Genomic DNA, 19789 nt, shown 5'->3' on the forward strand with positions numbered 1-19789 from the left:
GAGCGGCCCGGTGGCCCGCCGGGCGAGCCGCGCCGCCAGCCGCCGGTGGCGCTGGAGGACATCCCGGCCGACGCCACCGACGTCCATCTGGTCGAGAGGGTAGGCCGGGTCGAGACTTTCGTCACCGCCGGGCCGCCCACCACGACGGTGTTCCGGCCGGCAGGCAGGGGGCTGGAGCTCGAGCCGATCACCCACCCCAACGCGGTCGTCGCGGGTGAGATGGCGCGCTTCCGCTTCTTGGTCGACGGAAAGCCGGCCGCGGGCGTCAGGGTGACGGTGCTGGCGGGCGGCGACCGCTATCGCAACGACGCGGGCGCCCGCGTGATGACGGCCGGGGCCGACGGCATCGTCGCGGTGACGTGGCCCGCGCCCGGCATGTACTGGCTGGGCGCGGAGGCCGAGGACCGTGCTCCCGCCGAGAAGCGCGCGGAGGTGCGGCGGATGAGCTATGCGGCGACCCTGGAAGTGATGACGCCCTGAACTTGCCGGAGCTGAACTTGCCGGAGCGCGTGATGGAGCCGAGGATCGCGCTGCCGCCGACCGTCTCGCCGGTGGCGCTTCGGCGCTGCGATTCGGGGATGTCGGTATCGGCGATGGCAGGATCGGCGCTCGGGACCACGTGGCGGGTGCGGTTGGTCGCGCATCCGGCCACCGCCATCGACCGGCTGCGCGCCACCATCGACACGCGGCTCGCCGACATCGTCGCCGAGATGAGCCAGTGGAAGCCGGATTCACTGCTGTCGCGCTTCAACCGTGCGCCGGCGGGGACGTGGATGACGCTTCCGCCGGACTTCGCGACGGTGCTGGCCACCGCGCTGGCGATCGCGGAGCGGAGCGACGGAGCGTTCGATCCCACCCATGGGCGCGCTGCGGCGCTGCTGGGCCACGGCGCCATGACGGTCGCCGGGGCGCCGACGGCGGCGGCACTGGACGAGGCGCGTGTGGCGGCCGGGTGGCGGCGGCTCGTCTGGGAGCCCGGCCGCCGCCGCCTGCGCCAGCCCGGCGGGCTGTGGCTCGACTTCTCCGGCATCGCCAAGGGCTTCGCCGTCGACGCGGTGGCGGATCTGCTGCGCGAGCAGGGGTTCGACGACGTGCTGGTCGATATCGGCGGCGAGCTCGTCGGGCGCGGACTGAGGCCGGACGGACGCCCCTGGTGGGTCGATGCCGAGCTGCCGCCCGGCATCGTGCTGCCGCCGCTGCGGATCGGGCTGCACGATCAGGCGGTCGCCACCTCCGGCGACTACGTACGGCGTGGCCATACCATCGATCCCGGGACCGGCCGTTCGCTCGCGTCGGACGTCGCCTCCGTCAGCGTGATCCATGCCAGCGCGATGCTGGCCGACGCCTGGGCGACCGCGCTGACGGTGCAGGGACCGGTTGCCGCGTTGGCGACGGCGACCCGCGACCGGCTGGCGGTCCGCATCGTTCGGCGCGAGCGCGGCCGCGCATCGGAAACGCTGAGCCCCGCGTTGCACGGGATGACGGAGGGCTGACTCGGCGGGATCGCGCCATGCGGCGAGCGTCCAATCGGTTCAGTAGATCATTGCATAGGCCGCCTGGCACATCCCGATGAGCGCCAGAACAAACAGATTGGCCCCGATCACGAGGCGAAGGTCCGAACCACCGTCTACCGCCCGCCCGTCGACATCGCTCCGCATCGTCGTCCCTCCTGTCTTCCCATGGACAAGACGACGCGAACGCCAACTACCCGCAACGACCTGGTAACCTTTCCCGATCGCGGTATCTGCCACCGGGCCTGGACAGGATCGCGGCCCGGCTAGGATGGAGTCGCGATCGCCGCGTTGATCTCGGCCTGCTTCGCGTCGCGCAGCGCGCCGCAATGCCGGATCGTCTCTACCGTCCGCTCGAACTCCAGCACGCCGGCGTTGGCGGCGCGCACCTTGGGTCCGAGCGTCCGGTCCAGCCGGTCGGCCCTGTCCACGCCGCATTGCAGGGCGAACATGCCGGGCAGGCGGCTGGTCGTGAAGATGCCGTTGCCGCCCGCTGCCAAGGTGGCGTAGTTGGCGAGGATCCAGTCGCCCGCGATCCCGGTCGTCTCGGGCGTCCCGGCCAGGCCGGCCAGCAGCTGCAACCGTTCGAGCGACCGCAGCCGCGGGTCCCGGAAGCCCAGCAGCCACTGCGCCACGTCGGCGCGGCCGGTGGTGCCGATCGCGCCGATGGCGGCGCTGCGGAACGATGCGTCCTCGCTCGCCAGCGCGCGCGCCATCATGGTCCGGGACGCCGGCAGGCCGCCCTGCTCCAGCACGACGCCCAGCGCCGGCGCGACGATTGCGGGATCGAGCGCGGTCCGGTCGCCGGCCAGATAGGCGTTCGCCGCCACGGCCATCCGCGCCCGGAGCGCAGCGTCCTGCGCCTCGCCCGCCAGCAGGGAGAGAAGCTCCTGGCGCAGCTTCTGCCGGTCCGGCGCGTCGGCGGCATAGGCGCCGGCCTTCAGGTCGCCGCCGAGCGAGGCGAGCCGGGGCGCGTAGATCGCGGCCACCAGCGCGCGATAGGCGGGCATCGTCGCGGGCGTCAGGAACCCGTGCCGCCGCCACGAGGCGAGATGACCCGCCGGCTCCAGCGCCACCTCGGAGTTCGGGTTGCCCGCCATTGCGCGGGCGGCGTCGACGATCCAGCCGGCCGGCGCGGTGCCGGCGCGGAAGGCGGCGTAGAGGCTGTCGTCGCTCGCCAGCGCCTCGCCGGCGTCCAAGCCCGCCCCTTGCGCGATCAGCGCCTTCCAGTCGGCGGGAGCGAGGTCGAAGCGGTAGTAGCCGGTGCCGCCGGCGTTGGGCATGATGACGTCCGCGGGGGCCGCGTCGATCGTCATGGTCGGCCGGTCCAGCAGCGTGCAGGCCCGCGTCGTGCCGGTGCGGACGCACAGCGGGATCGTCCACCGTTCCGGCGACGGACGGCTGCCGAGATAGCCGTAGCGCGACTGGGTCGCGACCAGCCGCCCGCCGTCCCGCCGGATCGAGACGACGGGAACGCCCTGCTGGTCGACGAAGCTGCGCATCGCCGCGACGACGCGCGGGTCCCGCGCCGAGTCGGCGAGCGCCTGGAAGAACTGATTGGAGGTCGCGTTGCCGTACTGGTGGCGGGACAGGTGCAGCCGCACGCCCGCCTTGAAACGGTCGTCGCCCAGATAGGCGGCGATCATCGTGATGACCTGCCCGCCCTTGCCGTAGGTGATGGTGTCGAACGCGTCGTCGATCTGCGCGTTGGTGGCGATGTGCTGGTGGATCGGGCGCCCGACCTCCAGCGCGTCGGTGTTCATCGCCGAGAAGCCTTCCGCGATGCCGCCGACGCCGATGTTCAGCTCGGGTCGCCACTCGTTGCCGATGCGGTAGCCCATCCAGTTGGCGAAGCTCTCGTTCAGCCAGGTGTCGTCCCACCAGGCGGGCGAGACGAGGTCGCCGAACCATTGGTGCGACAGCTCGTGCGACACCACCATGCCGAAGGTCTGCCTGCTCCGGGTCGGTGCCTTGCCGTCGAGCAGCAGGATGCCGTCGCCATAGATGTCCGCCCCGGCGTTCTCCATGGCCCCCGGCATCACCGGCGAGCCGATCTGGTCGAGCTTGGGGAAGGGGAACGACTGGCCGAAATACCGTTCCAGCAGCGACACGATGCGCGGAGTTTCCGCCATCGCATAGTCCAGCCTGCCGGCCTGAGCCCCCGTCGTCACCACGCCCAGCGGCAGCCGCGTCAGCCGCTCCGCGTCGACGGGCACGGCGCCGGTCGGATGCAGGAACGGCCCGGTGACCATCGCCACCAGATAGGTCGGCAGCGGCTTCGTGACCTGGAAGACGTGTCGTTCCAGTGCTCCGACCGTCGTGACGCTCGCCTCGGGCGCGTTGCTGACCGCCTTGTTGCCTGGCGCGGTGGTGATCGAGATGGCGAACGGCGTCTTGTAGCCGGGCTCGTCGAACGAGGGAAAGGCGGCGCGCGCGTCGATGCTCTCGAACTGCGTCCAGCTGTACCAGGTGCCGGCGACGTTGATCCGGTAGAGTCCCGACGGATTGCTGCCGAACGCGGCATCATAGTCGAACGTCAGCGTAATCGGTCCGCTCACCGGTTCGGGGAAGTCGAGCCGCACCACGCCGGTCGGATCGACCTGCGTGTAGGCGACCGGCATCGTCGTCCCGCCCACCGTCGCGACCGAGCGCGACACGGCAAGGTCGCGGCCGTGCATGTAGAGGTGCGTCGTCGGCGCCTTCACCGTCACGTCGATCTCGTCATGACCGGTGAAACGCGGACGATCGGGCAGGATCGTCATGTCCAGCCGATAGGCGGTGGGCGTCGCGGCATCGGCCAGCCTGCCGAGCGGCACGGACGGGTCCGCCGTCGCGGCGAGTGCGCCGCTCGCGCAGGTGAGGAGCAGGGCAGCGAGCAGCGGGCGCATCGGCGGTTCCATCTTGCAGGGAGAGGCGACGGAGTAGGGCGACGGCGGCGGCCGGACAAGCTGCCCCGACGGTCGTGCCGCCCCTTCGATAATTTCCGGCGGGCGCGTCCCCGGAAGCTGCTATGCCATGCGCCCAGACCGTTCGAAGAGGAGATGGAACCGTGGCCAAGAGCCAGCAAAAGTCCAACAAGGAAGTCCGCAAGCCCAAGGCGGAGAAGCCGGCCAAGCAAAACGCGTCGAACCCGTCGACCAAGGGAAAGGCGTCGGATGGCACGCCGCCGAAGGGCTAGCGCGGCCGGGCGAGGGGTCCGGGCGGAGGAGGCGTCGCCGCCGCGCCCGGATCGTGCCGTCGGGTGATCGTCACGCCCGATCCCATCGGCCCCGGGCAGGAGAGTGTGTGGGCATACCCGCGCCCGGCGGTCGCCGAGCCGAGCGGTCGGCACGTCCGGATCGAGCATCGCGGGCGCGTGATAGCCGACACGCGGGCCAGCATCCGCACGATCGAGACCAGCCATCCGCCCAGCTACTACGTTCCGCCCGCTGACGTCCTCGCGTCCGTGCTGCGCCGGTCGGCGCACCGCTCGTTCTGCGAGTGGAAGGGACATGCGGTCTATTGGGATCTCGTGACGGACGGGGCCGTCCTTTCCGACGTCGCCTGGAGCTATCCGTCGCCGACCCGCGCGTTCGCGATGCTGCGCGATCACCTCGCCTTCTATGCCGCCCCGCTGGACGCCTGCTCCGTGGATGGCGAGCGCGTGGCGCCGCAGCCGGGCGGCTTCTACGGCGGCTGGATCACATCCGACCTGGCAGGGCCATTCAAGGGCGTGCCGGGCAGCCGCTACTGGTGACCGACCCTATGTGACCGGCCCCGTGTAATTGATCGCCTGCCGTGACGGCGAGCGGCTTCGGGACTATTTCCGCGCCTTGCGAGCGGCGAAGCGGGCATCGCGCGCCGCCTTCATCTCCGCTGCACTGGCCGGCTTCAGCCGGGCGGCCTTGAGCTCGGCCGCCGCCGCCGCCGCCGCGATCGCCGCCGCGACGATCGCCGCCTTCTCGGCCTTCAGCGCCGCACGGGCCTCCGCCCTTGCGGCCCGCTCGTCGGCGAGGACCTGCTCACGCGCTTCCCAGGCCCGGCGCTGCTCAGCCATCAGCGCCTCGTCGACCGGCGGCCTCGCCTTGAGCTGGTCGAGCGCCTTCTGCTTGGCTTTCCCGGCCAACGCCGCGCGATCCTGGAAGGTGGGAGTTTTGAAGGAAGCCACTCAATTGTCCTTTGGGGCGAACGCCTTGTCGAGCGTGCCATCTATCCGGCGGCCCTTGCGCTTTCAAGCTCGCGCGAGGGCGATCCGGCAGGTTCGTCGCACCGTCACCAACCTGTCGTCGAACCGTCGCCGAACCGCAACGAAGCGGCATTACGACGCCGGATCGGGCAAGCAGGGGATGACAGATGCGATACACGCTCGTGCGACAAGTCGGAAGCGCCTCGGTGCTGACCCTGGCCATGGCCCTGACATCGGGTGCAGCGCACGCCCAGACGGCCGACCTGGCGGCCGCATCGTCAGCCGACCCGGCGCCCGCCGCCGCCGACGCGCCGCAGACCGACGCACAGCCGCAGGACATCGTGGTGCTGGGGTTCGGTCGCAGCCGGCAGGTGCAGACGGTGACGGCGGACGACATCGCGCTGCTCACCCCAGGCACCAGCCCGCTCAAGGCGGTCAGCAAGCTGCCGGGCGTCTCGTTCCAGGCGGCGGACGCGTTCGGCGCCTATGAATGGGCGGTGCGCATCTCGCTGCGCGGCTTCAACCAGAACCAGCTCGGCTTCACGCTGGACGACATCCCGCTCGGCGACATGAGCTACGGCAACGACAACGGCCTGCACATCAGCCGCGCGATCATCTCGGAGAACGTCGGCCGGGTGGAAGTGGCGCAGGGCGCAGGCGCGCTCGCCACCGCGTCCACGAGCAATCTGGGCGGCACGCTGCAGTTCTACAGCGCGGCGCCGCGAGACCGCGCGGGGGTCGAGGTGTCGGGGACCGGCGGTTCGGACTCGACGTACCGGGCCTATGTCCGGCTCGACTCGGGCGATCTGACGGGCGGCGGCCTGCGCGGCTATGTCAGCTATGCATATCTCACGACCGACAAATGGAAGGGCTATGGCCCGCAGCGCCAGCATCAGGCGAACGCCAAGCTGGTTCAGGACCTGGGGCCGCTCGGCAGCATCTCGGCCTTCTTCAACTTCTCCGCCCGACGCGAGACGGACTATCAGGACCTGACGTTCGACCTGTTCAACCGGTTGGGCCAGAACGCGGCCTACCGCGTCGACAACATCCGTCCCGACTACGCGCTGGCCGAGCGGCTGGCGCGCGCCTATCAGACGGGCGGCGCGTTTCCCGCGCCGTACCAGAACGTCGACGACGTCTATTACGACGCCGGCGGCCTGCGGAACGACTATCTGGCCGGCGCGACGTTCGACGCGCATCTGGCGCCGGGCCTCGTGTTCAAGACCACCGGCTATTACCATCGCAACCGCGGCCAGGGTTCGTGGATCACGCCCTATGCCGCGACCCCGACCGGCGCGCCCGATGCGAACGGCGACCCGATCGCCAATCCGGCTCCTCTGTCGTTCCGCACCACGGAATACGCCATCCACCGCGGCGGCGTCGTCTCGACGGCCAGCTACGAGACAGGGCCGAACACGCTGGAGATCGGCGGATGGTACGAAAGCAACGCCTTCGACCAGGCCCGCCGGTACTACGGGCTGGGAGCGACGGCGCCGGGGCGCGAGACGCTCGAGTTCCAGGCCAATTCCTTCTTCACTCAGTATGAGGGCAAGTACGACACCCGGACGATGCAGTACCACGTCTCGGACACGCTGAAGCTCCTGAACGACGCGCTCGTCATCAACGGCGGCTGGAAGGGGGTGAAGGTCGACAACACCGCCCGTGTCACCGTCGGCCCGCTGGCGAGCGGACGCATAGGCGCGACCGACTGGTTTCAGCCCCAGGTCGGGGCCGTGTTCCACGCCGGGCCGATGGTGGAAGTGTTCGCCGACTATACGCAGAACATGCACGCCTTCGTCTCCGCACTGACCGCCGGGCCGTTCTCCACGACGCAGGTCGGGTTCAACGCGCTGCTGGGCAATCTGAAGCCCGAGACGTCGCGCACCTATGAAGGTGGGCTGCGCTTTCATCAGGGGCCGTTGCAGGCGTCGGCCGTCGGATATTACGTCAACTTCGACAACCGGCTCGCCGCTTTCGCCAACGGATCGGGCATCGTCGGCAACCCCTCGATCCTCAGCAACGTCGGCAGCGTCCACACCTATGGCGCGGAGGGTACGGTCAACTATCGCCTGATGAGCGACCTGTCCGTATTCGCCAACTATTCGTACAACCACTCCAAATACGCCAACAACGTCCTGAACGGGAACGGGTCCGTATACGCCTATACCCAGAACAAGTTCGTCGTCGACGCGCCAGAGCACATGGCGAAGGCCGAACTGGTCTATGACAATCGCTCGCTCTTCGCCCGCGTGAACGGCGACTACATGTCGAAGCGGTATTTCTCCTATGAGAACGACCTAGTCGCCAACGGCCGCTTCCTCGCCAACGCGAGCATCGGCTATCGCTTCGCCCACGAAGGCCCGATGCACGACGTCACGATCGAGTTCAACGTGAACAACCTGACCGACAAGCAGTATATCGCGACGGTGAACACCAACAACGTCCAGGTTCGGGGCTATACCGACACGCCCAACTCCGGCCGGGTGAACGGCGCGGGGTTCGATGCCGACAACCCCAACTTCATGGTCGGGTCGCCGCGCCAGTATTTCGTATCGCTCAAGAGCCGCTTCTGACGGCGTTCGCCGGCGCGTCCCTGTTCAGCGGTTCGCGGGCGACATCCGCCCGTCGACCGCGGCGCGGCCGAGCGCGGGATCGTCGGTGAAGAAACCATCGATGCCGGTCGCGAGACAGGCGCGGATCTCGGCAACCGAACCGGCAGGCGAGCGCGATGCCGGATCGCCGCCGTTGCGGAAGTCCGCGGCCAGGAACTGGTTCTCGGGCCGGAACGTCCATGGCATGACCGCGAGCCCGGCGCGATGCGCATCGGCGACGAGGCGGGCAGGCTTGCCGAGCCGCCCGTTGGGACCGAGCGGGATGATGCTGCGCATGTCGGGTGCGACGATGTGCGCGTAGGTCGCCATCTCCGCGAGGCCCGCCGGCGTCATCATGCCCGCATAGGTCAGCCTGCCGCCGGCCGCGGCGACATCGCCCGGCTGAAGGCCCGCCGGCGTGCCGGTGACGAGCTGCATCAGCCGCGCGTCCGGCCGGGCGAGCCACGGCCGCAGGTAGCGCAGGTTGCCGACCTCGAACGACTGGACGATCAGCGGGCAGCGCCGGGTATAGTCGTGCTGCGCGAGGCTGGCGAGGAACCGGTCCTCGAGCGGCAGGCCGACCGAGGCGAAATACGTCGAGTGCTTCAACTCGGGCACCAGCCCGATCGACCTGCCCCGCGCGAGGCTCTCGGCCGCGGCGAAGTCGATCATCTCGGGCCAGGTGACGAGATCGAATTGTCCGTCGAGCGCGGCGTTCTGCGGCCGAACCCGGGGCAGCCGCTCGATGGCGCGGAGCGTCTTGAGCTCGGCCAGCGTGAAGTCCTCGGTGAACCAGCCGAGCTGGCGGTCGCCGTCGATCGTCTTTTGCGCGCGTCGGCCGGCGAACTCGGGATGCGCCCGCACGTCGGTCGTCTCGGCGATGTTGTTCTCGTGCCGGATCAGCAGCGCGCCGTCCTTCGTGGCGACGAGGTCGGGCTCGATGAAGTCCGCACCGTCCGCGATCGCCTTGGCGTAGGAGGCGAGCGTGTGCTCAGGTCGCAACGCCGATGCGCCGCGATGGCCAAGGACGAGCGGGCGAGTCGCCGGCCCCGGCGCCGCCCGTGCCGCACCGCCGCCGCCACCCAGCGCCAGCATCGCCCCGCCTGCCATCACCGTGCGCCGCCCGATCACCGTCAGAACCCCACGCTGACCGTGCCGAAGAACTGGCGCGGCGCGACGGGGAAGAAGTTGTAGGTGCCCGACGCCGCGCCGACCGCGAGCGTGGATGCGGCCCGCTTGCCGGTGATGTTGGTCACGTTGAGGCTCACTGTCGCCTTGCGCACCCGGAACGCCTCCGGCAGCGCGACGTCGACCGCGATCCGGCCCGATAGCGTGAAATAGGCTGGGACCGACAGGTCGTCGGTGAAGGTGGCGTATCGCCTGCCCAGATAATCACCGACCAGCTGCACGTCGACCGGTCCGACGTCCGCCGTCGCGACCGTCTTGTTCAGCCAGTCGGGCGATCCCGGCACCTTCTTGCCCGCGGTCGGCACCGTCGTCGTGCCGCTGGTGTAGTTACCATCGTAGCGCGAGTTGTTGTACGACACCGCGTCGTAGATCGAGAAGTGCGACCCGAAGCGCAGCGTGCCTGCGATGTCGAAGCCGTCGGTGGTGACGCTGCCGACGTTCTGCAGGATGGTCGCGCCGCTGACGATCGCGGTGATCGTGGTCGTCGGGCTGATCGCCAGCAACCGGTTCGAGAAATCGACATGGTAGTAGCTCAGCTGCCCGTCGAAGGCGGTGATTGGCCCCAGCGACAGCGCATGGTGCGAGCGGGCGCCCGCCTCATAGGTCCAGCTCGTTTCCGGCTTGGTGTTCGCCTCGAACGCGGCGAACAAGGTCTGGCTGCCAAGCGCGAACGGCGACAGGCCGGCGGCGGCGCTGGTCTGGAACTGGCGCACGTTCTTCTGAATGTTGAAGAACAGCTGCTCGCGCCCCGTCACCTCCCAGATCGCACCGATCTCGGGTAGGAACGCCTGCGTCGTGTTCAGCCGTCCGGTCGGCAGCTCGCGCGAGCCGGTGAACGAGCCGGGGATCGGCTGCACCGGCACCGCCTGCGTGGCCATCTGGAACGTGCTCTTGAAGCCCGCCTGGATCGTGACCGCGGGTACGATCTTCCATGCGTCCTGGATGTGGGTCTGGATTTCGTCCACGCGGACTTCGCTGCCATACTGGGTGATGAGCGGCGTCTCGTAATCGTGCGGCCGGGTATAGGGCGAGGACGGGGCGCCTGCGTTCACCGCGTACCAGCGGCGATAGGCGGATGAACTCTGGTGCTCGTACCAGCCGCCCAGCTCGATCTGGTGATCGCCAAGGTCTAGCCGCAGCGTGGAAAGCAGGCCCTCGCGGTCGATCCGATACTCGGTGGTCCGGGCCGCCAGGCTGGAGCCGCCGAATATGGTCGACAGGCGTGCAAGGTTCGCCGCCGAGGTGGGGCTGCTGCCCGCCGCGCCGGGATAGTAGAAGGAGAACAGCTGCGGCAGACCGGCGGCGGTGATCGGCCCCGCCACGACGCCGACACCGTCGTCGTGGTGGAAATAGACCTGGTTGATCCAGTGTATGCGGTCGGATGCGTGCCAGTCGTACTTCGCATAGCCAAGATAGTCGGTCCGTTGCGCGTCGCTGTAGTAGTTGCTGTAGTTGGAGCCCGAGGCGGCATAGCTCGCCGCCCCGTTGTAAGCGAGCTGTCCGGCATAATAGCTCTGCGCGGCGCCGAAGTCGGGGTACAGGAACGGGCGCGCATAGGGCTGATACGCCTGGGCGGCGGACACGACGGTCGCGTCCTCGTTCGGCTCGGTCTTGTCCGAATAGGAAAAAAACACGTCGAGCCGCCCGGTCGGGTCCTCGTGGACTAGCTTGGCGTCGGCCTGATAGCCGCCCTGACGGCCGTTGAAGTCCCATGCGCGCGCCTTCTGGCGCAGGCCTGAGACGTAGAACCGCGTGTTCTGGCCGATGTCGCCGCTGTCGATCCGGGCATAGGTCCGCAGCGCGTCATAGCTGCCGACCACCTGCTCCACCGTGGCGCCGAGCATGGGCCTGGGATCGCTGGAGAAGGTGTCGATCGTACCGCCGAGGTTGCTGGTGGACGGCGTGCCGAGATCGCCCGCGCCGCTCGCCAGCGTCACCCGGCCGACATCCTCCGAGATGATCGCGCGCTGCGGCGACAGGCCGTTGTAGTTGCCGTATTGCTGGTCGCCGAGCGGCAGGCCGTCGAGCGTGTAGCCGAGCTGCTGCGCGTTGAAGCCGTGGATGAAGAGCGAGATGTTCTGCTCGTTGTTGCCCCACGGGTCGGCGGTCAGATAGGTCACGCCCGGCAGCGTCTGCAACGCCTTCAGCGGGCTGATGCCGGGCAGGATCTTCTGGATCTCGGTGCCCGACACCTGGGACACGGCGCGTGTCGTCGTGCCGGTGACGACGATGTCGCCGCTCTCGGTATCGGTCGCGGACGGGCCGGTCGCCTGAACGGTCGTCGTGGTCGCGCCGTCATCGGCGCGGGCGGCGGGTTGGGCGGTGGCTGGGCCGGTTGCGGCCGCGACCTGCGCTGCGGCCGGCGAGGCCGCGATCATCGCCGCGATGGAGGCTCCCGCCCGCAGCCGCTTAGGTCCCGCCCTGTTCGTCATCGCGTCGCTCCCGCCGACGATCTGCCGACCCGCCGCCCTCTATTTCTGGCGCACGACAGAATGCGGTCAATCCGATGACACTGATGTGACGAGTTGTCGCCGTGACGCGGGATCCGCCGTCATCCGCCCCGAACGCGTGGCTCGGCCACATGGCACGAGCAGCTGTCTCGCTCCGACATCCCGCGCCCACCCGCCCTTTGCCCATCCGCCAGGAAACGGCCCATCCGCCACGAACCGGACCTGAGCCATCGTCGGCTCCTTGGGAGAACTCGGGCGTGGCTGAACGCCTTGCGTGTTTCCGCATCGTTGCCCTGCAGCGTCGAGTCGATGCTTGACACTCCAACGGGTGCGGCCGCAGTCCGGTGGCCATGACGCATCAGGGCGACGGAGGCGCGCGGATGGACGACCCGACGCGGCGCGGCGTCCTGCTGGCGGGGACCGGGGGTGCCTTTGGTCTCTATTCATGGGCGACGGACGCGGCGGCGACGGGGGTGCGGCGGTCGCGCACCTTGGCGCGGGTGCCGGGCGTCAGGCCCAGGAACATCCTCGTCGTGCTGACGGACGACCACCGCTACGACGCGCTGGGCTTCCTCAAGCCGCAGGACTTCGTCGAGACGCCGACGCTGGATCGGCTGGCGCGCGAGGGCACGCACTTCCGCAATGCCTTCGTGACGACCGCGCTCTGCTCGCCGTCGCGCGCGTCGATCTTCACCGGGCTCTACGCGCACCAGCACAAGGTGGTCGACAACAACCACCCGATCCCGCCGGGCCTCGTCTTCTACCCGGAGTATCTCCAGGCGGCGGGCTACCAGACGGCGTTCATCGGCAAGTGGCACATGGGGGACGAGACCGACGCGCCGCAGCCCGGCTTCGACCGCTGGGTCAGCTTCAAGGGGCAGGGCAGCTATCTGCCGAGCGCCGACGGGCTCAACGTCGACGGGCGCCGGGTGGCGCAGCGCGGCTACATCACCGACGAGCTGACCGACTATGCGCTCGACTGGCTGGGCGCGCGCGACCGGACCAGGCCCTGGATGATGCACCTCGCGCACAAGGCGGTGCATGCCGAGTTCATTCCCGCCGCACGCCATGCCGGGCGCTACGACGGTGCGACCTTCCGATATCCCGCCTCGATGAGGGCGGGCGTGCCCGGCCGTCCCGCCTGGGTCGAGAATCAGCGCAACAGCTGGCACGGCGTCGCCTATCCCTATCACGGCAAGTTGGACGTCGGCGCCTACTACAAGCGATACATGGAGACGCTGCTGGCGGTGGACGAGGGGCTGGCGCAGATACTGGACCTGCTCGAGCGGCGGGGCGAGCTCGACGACACGCTCATCCTGTATCTGGGCGACAACGGGTTCATGTTCGGCGAGCACGGACTGATCGACAAGCGTGCGGCGTACGAGGAGTCCATGCGGGTGCCGATGATCGCGCGCTGCCCGGCGCTGTTCCCGGCGGGCGGTACGGTCGAGCAGGTGGTCGCCAACATCGACATCGCGCCGACGATGCTCGCCGCCGCCGGGCTACAGGCGCCCGCCGGCCTGGCGGGGGCGGACATGCTGCCGCTTGCCGCCGGGCGCGCGGTGCCGTGGCGGCGCGATCTGCTGTACGAATATTACTGGGAGCGCAACTTCCCCCAGACGCCCACGGTCCATGCATTGCGCGAGGACCGCTACAAATACATGCATTTCCACGGTATCTGGGACATCGACGAGCTCTACGATCTCGCCGCGGACCCGCAGGAGAACGACAACCTGCTCGCTCGCCCCGGGCACGAGGAACTGGCCGAGCGGATGAGCGGCAAGCTCTTCAGGATCCTCGAGGAGACCGGCGGGATGGAGATCCCGCTCAGCCCCGACCAGGGCGGGCGCAACGACCTGCGCGACCCGCACGGACCGCCACAGGCGCCGTTCCCGCCCGGCTTCTTCCGCCCGCCCGTGTGACGGCGGGACCGATGCCCGGCGCGCTCCGCGGTGGATTGGCCGACACGGGCTCGCGACCGGCGCATGGGGCCGCCGTCCGACCTGAACCAGCGGCGGACCAGGGAGCCGACCCGGTCGCCTGCATGTCGGAAGTCATCCATATCGCTCTGGCCGGCGGCGGGACGACTTCAGAAGCACGGCTGCTTGCGGTGGAGCGGGTGAAGGGAATCGAACCCTCGTCGTAAGCTTGGGAAGCTTCTGCTCTGCCATTGAGCTACACCCGCGGGCGAGCTCGACGTCTCCGGTTTCGTCGATCCTGTCAACCGGCTTCCGCATCCCGACCGACTGGCCGGGGAGGACGCGTCGACGGCTCGCCGGCGAAAACTGCGGCCGAAAGCCGTTTCATAGATCAGGCGTCGCTACCGTCCCCGGTGGCTCCGCCCGTGCCGTCGCGTGCAACGCGAAGCCTGCCTCCTCGGGCCGGGCGGGATAATGCATGCGCGCCTCGGCCAGGGTAGCGCGCGCCTCGGCCGCGCCGGGCTCGTCCTGGCTGGTGCCCGCCCAGCGCCAGTGCCACGGCTCATAGGCGACGCCCTGCGCGTTGCCGGCGGGAAACGACAGCTCGAACCCATAGGCCGGCGCGTTGGCGAGCAGCCACCGGCCGGCGGCGGTTTCCGCGATACAGTCGGACACGTCGGCGCAGCCTCGGGCGGGCCGGACCGCAAAGTCGATCGCATAACCCGTCGCATGTTCGCTGCGGCCCGGCGGCCCCACCGTCACCGCCCGTCGCTGGACGTCCGCGCACCCTGCGGCAGTCCGGCAGAACACCGCCCGCTGGTGCGCCACCGACCGGAAGCACGAGACCGCGTGCAGCGTCTCGCCCAGTCCCGCCGCCGCCTCGTCCTCCAGCAGCCGCATGAGGTCCGGCAGCATCGCCACGCGGACGCGGCACGGCTGGCCGACCGCGAAGCCGGCCGGGACGGTGGTGAGGGTGGCGGCGTCGGTCTCCGCATAGGGAAGATGCCCCGGCATGCTGTCGCCCCGGGCAGCGGAAACGGGCGCGGTCTGCACGACCGTGGCCATGGGCATCGCCACCGCCGCCAGTGCGGCGACGGCCGCCGTCCCTCCGCGTGTCGTCCTCATGCGACGAAGTTCTGGCACGCGGTCGTCGGGGGTGGCAAGGGCGGAACATGCTGACCAATCGCGTACTCTTCCTCGACGGCGAGGCGCTGGTCATCGACAAGCCCGCGGGACTGGCGGTCGACCCGCCCCGCGACGGCGGGTTGAGCCTGGAGAACCACCTCGATGCGCTGACGTTCGGTTTCCATCGCTGGCCGCGTGCGGTGCACCGGCTGGACCGCGACACCAGCGGCTGCCTGCTGTTGTCGCGCAACCCCAAGGCGCATGCCCGGCTCCAGCAGGCGTTCGAGCGTGGCGAGGTCGAGAAGCTGTATCTCGCGGTGCTGGCCGGCGAGCCCGCCGAGGACGAGGGGGTGGTCGACCTGCCGCTCGCCAAGCACAGCACGCGCGAGGGTGGCTGGCGGATGGTCCCTGACGGCGGGAATGCGAGCGGCACGGCCAAGTCGGCGCTTACCCGCTGGCGCGTGGTGGCGCGGCGCGAGGGGCGTGCGCTGATCGAGATGCGGCCGGCGACCGGACGGACGCATCAGCTTCGCGTCCATGCCGCAAGCGGGATCGGCATGCCGATCGCCGGCGACCCGGTGTACGGACGAGCGAACAGGGGCGAGCCGATGCTGCTCCACGCCGCCGCGCTGTTGGTGCCGCGCGGGACCAGGGCGCCGGTGCGGGCGCATGCGCCGCTGCCCGAGCGGTTCGGGACCTTCGCCGATCACCAGGTCGCGCCCGTCGTCGATGCGAACGCTGACGCGGCGGAGCCGGCACAAGCCCGCTAGCCTGCCGATGGTCGCCATCCCGGTCACGCGCCACCTGTCGATCGACGACGGCGAGATCGTCGAGACGGCGACGCGGGCCGGCGGTCCCGGCGGCCAGCACGTCAACACGACGGACAGCGCCGTCATCCTGCGGTTCGACGTCGCCAAGTCCCCGAGCCTGCCCGAGGCGGTGAAGCACCGGCTGGCCGCGCTGGCGGGGTCGCGACTCACCCGCGACGGCGTGCTGGTGCTGCGCAGCGAGGGATCGCGGTCGCAGCTGCTGAACCGGCAGGAAGTGCGCGAGCGACTGGTCGCGCTGATCCACGAGGCAACGATCGTCCCCAAGAAGCGGCGCGCGACCAAGCCCACCCGCGCTTCCCAGACGCGGCGAGTCGATGGCAAGGTGAAGCGGTCCGGCGTGAAGGCCGGTCGCGGGCGCGTGCAGGAGGATTAAGGGCGCTCGCGTCCGTATGAAGTCGGCCCTATCGGATCGCGATGCATGACATCCGTATCGAGTCCACGGACCCGGAGACATCATACCGCGAGCTGCTCGCCGCGATCGACGCACTGACCGCGGGCGAGCCGGACGGGATCGCCAACATGGCCAATGCGGCGGCGGTGCTGTGGGAATGGTTGCCCGACCTGAACTGGGCCGGCTTCTACCGGATGGTCGGCGGCGGGCTGGTGTTGGGGCCGTTCCAGGGCCGCGCCGCGTGCATCCGCATCCCGGTCGGCCGGGGCGTGTGCGGCACGGCGGCGGCGACCCGGCGGACGCAGGTCGTGGCGGACGTCCACGCCTTTCCCGGCCACATCGCCTGCGATGCGGCGAGCCGGTCCGAGCTGGTGGTGCCGATCGTGCGGGATGACGCGGTGATCGCGGTGCTCGACCTCGACAGCCCGCTGGCCGGCCGCTTCGGGGCGGTCGATGCGGCGGGAGCCGAGGCGATCGCCGCGTTGCTGGCGACGCGGATCGGCTGATCCGAATCGGGACAGCGCCCCTGCTGGCGATGTCCGGGCCGCGATGGTAACGGACCTGTTAACGAAGCGGCCCGGGCGCGCCGTTCCAGCTGGGAGTGAAGGCGACATGCGGACCGTTCTGATCGCGACGGCGGCGCTGGCCAGCGCCGGCACGGCGGATGCCGGGCAGCGCATGGTGGTGCATGGTCCCGACATGGCCTCCTCCGCGATGTCAGACGGCGCGACGGCCCCGCTGCCCGGCCCGACGGGCTACGATCCGCGGTCGCGCCCGGTCGGTATGCAGCCTGGGCCGGACGACCGTCCCGTTGGCCGGCACTGGGGCGGCCGCGATCAGGGTCGTTGGATCGGCGGGGTGCGCGCGCCGGGCGGCTGGAGCAGCTATCGCCGGCCGTACCGCGGCTATGGCCTGCCCGGCTACTGGATGTCCTCCGGCTTCCGGATCGGCGACTGGGGCGATTACGGCCTGTACCAGCCGCCGGTCGGCTACAGCTGGTCGCGCTACTACGACGATGCGGTGCTGATCGACACGCAAGGATCGGTGTACGACACGATCGGCGGAATCGACTGGCCGCGTTACGACCTCGACGAGGCGCAGGGCGGGCGGGTGGACACCTATAACGCGAACGTCGACCAGTACCGGGCGACCGCGGGGGCCGACTATGCCTATCCGCAGGGTAGTTACCTGCAGCCGGACGGCTCCTATCCCCAGCCGCGCCGAAGCGACGGCGTCGGCGGGGCGCTCGTCGGCGGCGCCGCCGGCGGGATCGCCGGCGGGCTGATCGCGGGCCGTCACGACAAGGTCGCCGGTGCGTTGATCGGTGTGGGTGGCGGCGCGCTGGCGGGCTATGCGATCGACCGCCGCGCACATCGTCGTGACTATCCGCAGGCAGGTGGGCCGGGCGCGGACTATCCGCCGCCGCCGCCGGGCTATGCGCCGGGACCAGGCTACCCGCCGCCCGGCGCCGACCGTGCGCCGCCCACCGTCATCCGGAGCGGCGGCGGCACGCTGGTGACGACCAGCACCGTCGGTGGCATAGCCGGCGGCCCCTATGTCAACGGCTATTACTACCCGCCAGCCACCGTCACGACGGTAACGGTGGCGAGTGCTCCGGTGGTGACGACCACGACCGAAGTGTTCGAGGACAGCGTCACCTACACGCGCCGGCCGACACGCAAGGTGTACCGCAGGCCCGTGTGGCACCGGCCGGTCTGCTACTGCCGCTGAGCCAGCGAAGGGGTGGGCGCCGCCGCCGGTCGCGGAGGAGCGGGGGGAGCGCGACCGCCGAAGGTGACCAGGCTTTCCGCTCCGTCCGCCGCGACCGCCGCGACGCCGAAGAAATTGTCGTCGACCGGCGTATCCGCCAGCACGGTGCTGGTCGCGCCCGCGACGGGACGGCTGGCGCTCCAGGCGACCGTGTCGTTGGGGCGCCAATAGACCTTGTAGGCTACCGCATCGGCGACCGACGGCCACGATACGGTGACGTCTCGGGAAAGCGCGCCCGACAGGCCGACCCGCATCGGCGCGGCGGGCGCGTCCGCCAGCCGCGCGAGCGTCGCGATGTTGATCGCGGTCACCTTGGACAGATAGTCGAAATCGACGCCCTCGATCGTGTCGCCATAGCTGCGGCCGTTCTCGGTGCGCACATACTGGTGCTGCCGGTCCCAATTCTCGGCGGCGACAGTGAAGCGTACCGCCGGAGATCCAAGCGCGAGAAACGCCTCATGGTCGCCGCCGCGGCCGAACCGGTCCGGCCGGCGCTCCACCTTCACGTCGAGCCCGCCCGGTATCGCTTCCGCCACCAGATCGATCGCCTTGGCGAGAGCGCGCGACGACCCGTCGTCCTCGCCACCCTCCGCGCGCCGCGTCATCGCCTCGGTCAGGCTCTCGTCCGCGCGCGCGCCTTCGGAGAAGACACGGACCCTGTCCGCCACGCGCACGCCGCCCTGGCCGACCGAACTGCCGACGATGTCGTTGTTCAGCATCGCATCGATGTGCCAGCCGCGGGCCTTTGCGGTCTCCGCCAGCAGGGTGCCGCCCCATAGCCCCTGCTCCTCGCCCGAGAAGACGGCGTACACGATCGTCGCCTTGAACTTGTGCTTCGACAGGAGGCGCGCCGCTTCCAGCACCAGCGCGACGCCCGATGCGTCGTCGTTCGCACCCGGGGCATCTGCGTTCGCATCCATGACATCGCCGACGATCGAATCGATGTGGCCGCCGACTATGACGTAGCGGTCCGGGTCCGATCCGCGCTGGATGCCCAGCACGTCCTCGACGATCACGCCCGCCGGCGCGCGAGGCCCCGTGAACTTACGGTCGATCCGCTCGACCGTCAGGCAGCCGCCGCACGCCTTGCCGATCCCGGCAAACTGGGTCGCTGTCCAGTTGCGTGCCGCACCGATGCCGCGCACCGGATCGGTCCGCGACGAGGCGGTGTGCCGCGTGCCGAACGCGACCAGCCGGGTAACGGTCGCCTTCAACCGCTCGGGACTTGGGACCTCCTGCGCGGGCGCGGCGAACGCAGGAGCAGCGAGCAGGGCGAGCGGGAGTAGCGGGATGATCTGCATGGCCGCAATGTGGCCGGGAGCGGCGGCGCGCTCAAGCCGCAAACGCCGGGGCCGCAGCTGAACGTCTTCAGCTCAGCCGATCGATGGCCGCCGCATCAAGGCTGCCCGGGACGATCATGATCGGCACCGGCAGGGCGCCGGCGTCCGCTCCCGCGAAATGCGCCACAAGCGGACCCGGTGCGCCGCTGGCGGCGGCACCCAGCACCAGAGCGGCGATGGCCGGATTGGCGGCGATCATCTCGCGGATCACGCGCGGGCCGTCTCCGTGGCGGACGGTGATGGCGGGGATCAGCCCCGACTCGGTCAGCAGGGTGCCCGCCGCCGCGGCGACCAGTCGCTCGGCGTGCTCGTGCGCCTCATCCTCGATCGCCGCCTGCACGCCGCTCCAAGGAACGAGTTCGGTCGGCGCGATCAGGGCGAGGATCTCCACCGCGCCGCCGGTCTTCACCGCCCGCCGCGCGGCGAAACGCAGCGCGATCTGCGCTTCCGCACTGTCGTCGACCACCACCAGGTAGATGCGCATGAGCAGACTCCCTAAAAACTTACTG

The 19789-nt window shown here is 70.0% G+C and carries 18 protein-coding genes and 1 tRNA gene; 10 read left to right on the forward strand and 9 right to left on the reverse strand.

Annotated features, from left to right (window positions below; genetic code table 11):
- Positions 1-480, forward strand: a 480-nt coding sequence (locus tag HUV01_RS00625) for a DUF4198 domain-containing protein (RefSeq protein ID WP_174296394.1), incomplete at its 5' end; no start/stop codon positions are given.
- Positions 481-512: 32 nt separating this feature from the next.
- The gene (locus HUV01_RS00630) at positions 513-1493 is read left to right on the forward strand and encodes an FAD:protein FMN transferase (RefSeq protein WP_174296395.1); all 981 of its coding nucleotides are present in this window, start codon (positions 513-515) and stop codon (positions 1491-1493) included.
- A gap of 39 nt (positions 1494-1532) precedes the next feature.
- On the opposite strand, the gene HUV01_RS15280 is transcribed toward HUV01_RS00630, so the two are convergent.
- Positions 1533-1658, reverse strand: coding sequence for a hypothetical protein (locus tag HUV01_RS15280; RefSeq protein WP_302480008.1), 126 nt, complete (start codon positions 1656-1658; stop codon positions 1533-1535).
- A 119-nt stretch (positions 1659-1777) separates the two neighbouring features.
- The gene (locus HUV01_RS00635; RefSeq protein ID WP_174296396.1) at positions 1778-4399 is read right to left on the reverse strand and encodes a M1 family metallopeptidase; all 2622 of its coding nucleotides are present in this window, start codon (positions 4397-4399) and stop codon (positions 1778-1780) included.
- Positions 4400-4560: 161 nt separating this feature from the next.
- On the opposite strand from HUV01_RS00635, the gene HUV01_RS15285 reads away from it, so the two are divergent.
- Positions 4561-4689 (forward strand): hypothetical protein, encoded by a 129-nt coding sequence (locus HUV01_RS15285; protein ID WP_302480009.1) that lies wholly within the window; start codon positions 4561-4563, stop codon positions 4687-4689.
- A gap of 66 nt (positions 4690-4755) precedes the next feature.
- A complete protein-coding gene (locus HUV01_RS00640) occupies positions 4756-5247 on the forward strand; it encodes a DUF427 domain-containing protein (RefSeq protein ID WP_438827132.1) in 492 nt (163 codons plus the stop codon).
- A gap of 63 nt (positions 5248-5310) precedes the next feature.
- Here the strand turns inward: HUV01_RS00640 and HUV01_RS00645 are convergent, their stop codons facing one another.
- A complete protein-coding gene (locus tag HUV01_RS00645) occupies positions 5311-5658 on the reverse strand; it encodes a DUF6481 family protein (protein ID WP_174296398.1) in 348 nt (115 codons plus the stop codon).
- A gap of 224 nt (positions 5659-5882) precedes the next feature.
- Between HUV01_RS00645 and HUV01_RS00650 the strand changes: the two genes are divergently transcribed.
- The gene (locus HUV01_RS00650) at positions 5883-8249 is read left to right on the forward strand and encodes a TonB-dependent receptor (protein ID WP_368039970.1); all 2367 of its coding nucleotides are present in this window, start codon (positions 5883-5885) and stop codon (positions 8247-8249) included.
- Positions 8250-8273: 24 nt separating this feature from the next.
- On the opposite strand, the gene HUV01_RS00655 is transcribed toward HUV01_RS00650, so the two are convergent.
- Positions 8274-9377 carry a glycerophosphodiester phosphodiesterase gene (locus HUV01_RS00655; RefSeq protein WP_174296419.1) on the reverse strand — a complete coding sequence of 368 codons (1104 nt, stop codon included), beginning with the start codon at positions 9375-9377 and terminating at the stop codon, positions 8274-8276.
- Between the two features lie 23 nt (positions 9378-9400).
- Positions 9401-11887, reverse strand: a complete 2487-nt coding sequence (locus tag HUV01_RS00660; RefSeq protein WP_254606281.1) for a TonB-dependent receptor — start codon at positions 11885-11887, stop codon at positions 9401-9403.
- A gap of 398 nt (positions 11888-12285) precedes the next feature.
- On the opposite strand from HUV01_RS00660, the gene HUV01_RS00665 reads away from it, so the two are divergent.
- Positions 12286-13827 (forward strand): sulfatase family protein, encoded by a 1542-nt coding sequence (locus HUV01_RS00665; protein WP_174296399.1) that lies wholly within the window; start codon positions 12286-12288, stop codon positions 13825-13827.
- A gap of 189 nt (positions 13828-14016) precedes the next feature.
- Here the strand turns inward: HUV01_RS00665 and HUV01_RS00670 are convergent.
- Both HUV01_RS00670 and HUV01_RS00675 read right to left on the reverse strand, forming a co-directional pair.
- A tRNA-Gly gene (locus HUV01_RS00670) sits at positions 14017-14090 on the reverse strand.
- Between the two features lie 118 nt (positions 14091-14208).
- Positions 14209-14949 (reverse strand): M15 family metallopeptidase, encoded by a 741-nt coding sequence (locus tag HUV01_RS00675; protein WP_254606282.1) that lies wholly within the window; start codon positions 14947-14949, stop codon positions 14209-14211.
- Between the two features lie 47 nt (positions 14950-14996).
- On the opposite strand from HUV01_RS00675, the gene HUV01_RS00680 reads away from it, so the two are divergent.
- From HUV01_RS00680 to HUV01_RS15000, 4 genes are all read left to right on the forward strand, one after another.
- Positions 14997-15719 (forward strand): RluA family pseudouridine synthase, encoded by a 723-nt coding sequence (locus HUV01_RS00680; protein ID WP_174296400.1) that lies wholly within the window; start codon positions 14997-14999, stop codon positions 15717-15719.
- A gap of 7 nt (positions 15720-15726) precedes the next feature.
- Entirely contained in the window at positions 15727-16152 is a 426-nt protein-coding gene (gene arfB, locus HUV01_RS00685; protein ID WP_174296401.1) for an alternative ribosome rescue aminoacyl-tRNA hydrolase ArfB, read from the forward strand.
- 41 nt (positions 16153-16193) lie between these two features.
- Positions 16194-16676 (forward strand): GAF domain-containing protein, encoded by a 483-nt coding sequence (locus HUV01_RS00690; RefSeq protein ID WP_174296402.1) that lies wholly within the window; start codon positions 16194-16196, stop codon positions 16674-16676.
- Between the two features lie 106 nt (positions 16677-16782).
- A complete protein-coding gene (locus HUV01_RS15000) occupies positions 16783-17901 on the forward strand; it encodes an RcnB family protein (RefSeq protein WP_254606283.1) in 1119 nt (372 codons plus the stop codon).
- Here the strand turns inward: HUV01_RS15000 and HUV01_RS00700 are convergent.
- Both HUV01_RS00700 and HUV01_RS00705 read right to left on the reverse strand, forming a co-directional pair.
- The gene (locus HUV01_RS00700) at positions 17889-19241 is read right to left on the reverse strand and encodes a M20/M25/M40 family metallo-hydrolase (protein WP_174296403.1); all 1353 of its coding nucleotides are present in this window, start codon (positions 19239-19241) and stop codon (positions 17889-17891) included. The genes HUV01_RS15000 and HUV01_RS00700 overlap by 13 nt on opposite strands.
- Before the next feature lie 67 nt (positions 19242-19308).
- Positions 19309-19764 carry a universal stress protein gene (locus tag HUV01_RS00705; protein ID WP_174296404.1) on the reverse strand — a complete coding sequence of 152 codons (456 nt, stop codon included), beginning with the start codon at positions 19762-19764 and terminating at the stop codon, positions 19309-19311.
- Positions 19765-19789: the final 25 nt, after the last annotated feature.

The organism is Sphingomonas bacterium (assembly GCF_903643035.1).
Lineage (GTDB): Bacteria > Pseudomonadota > Alphaproteobacteria > Sphingomonadales > Sphingomonadaceae > Sphingomonas.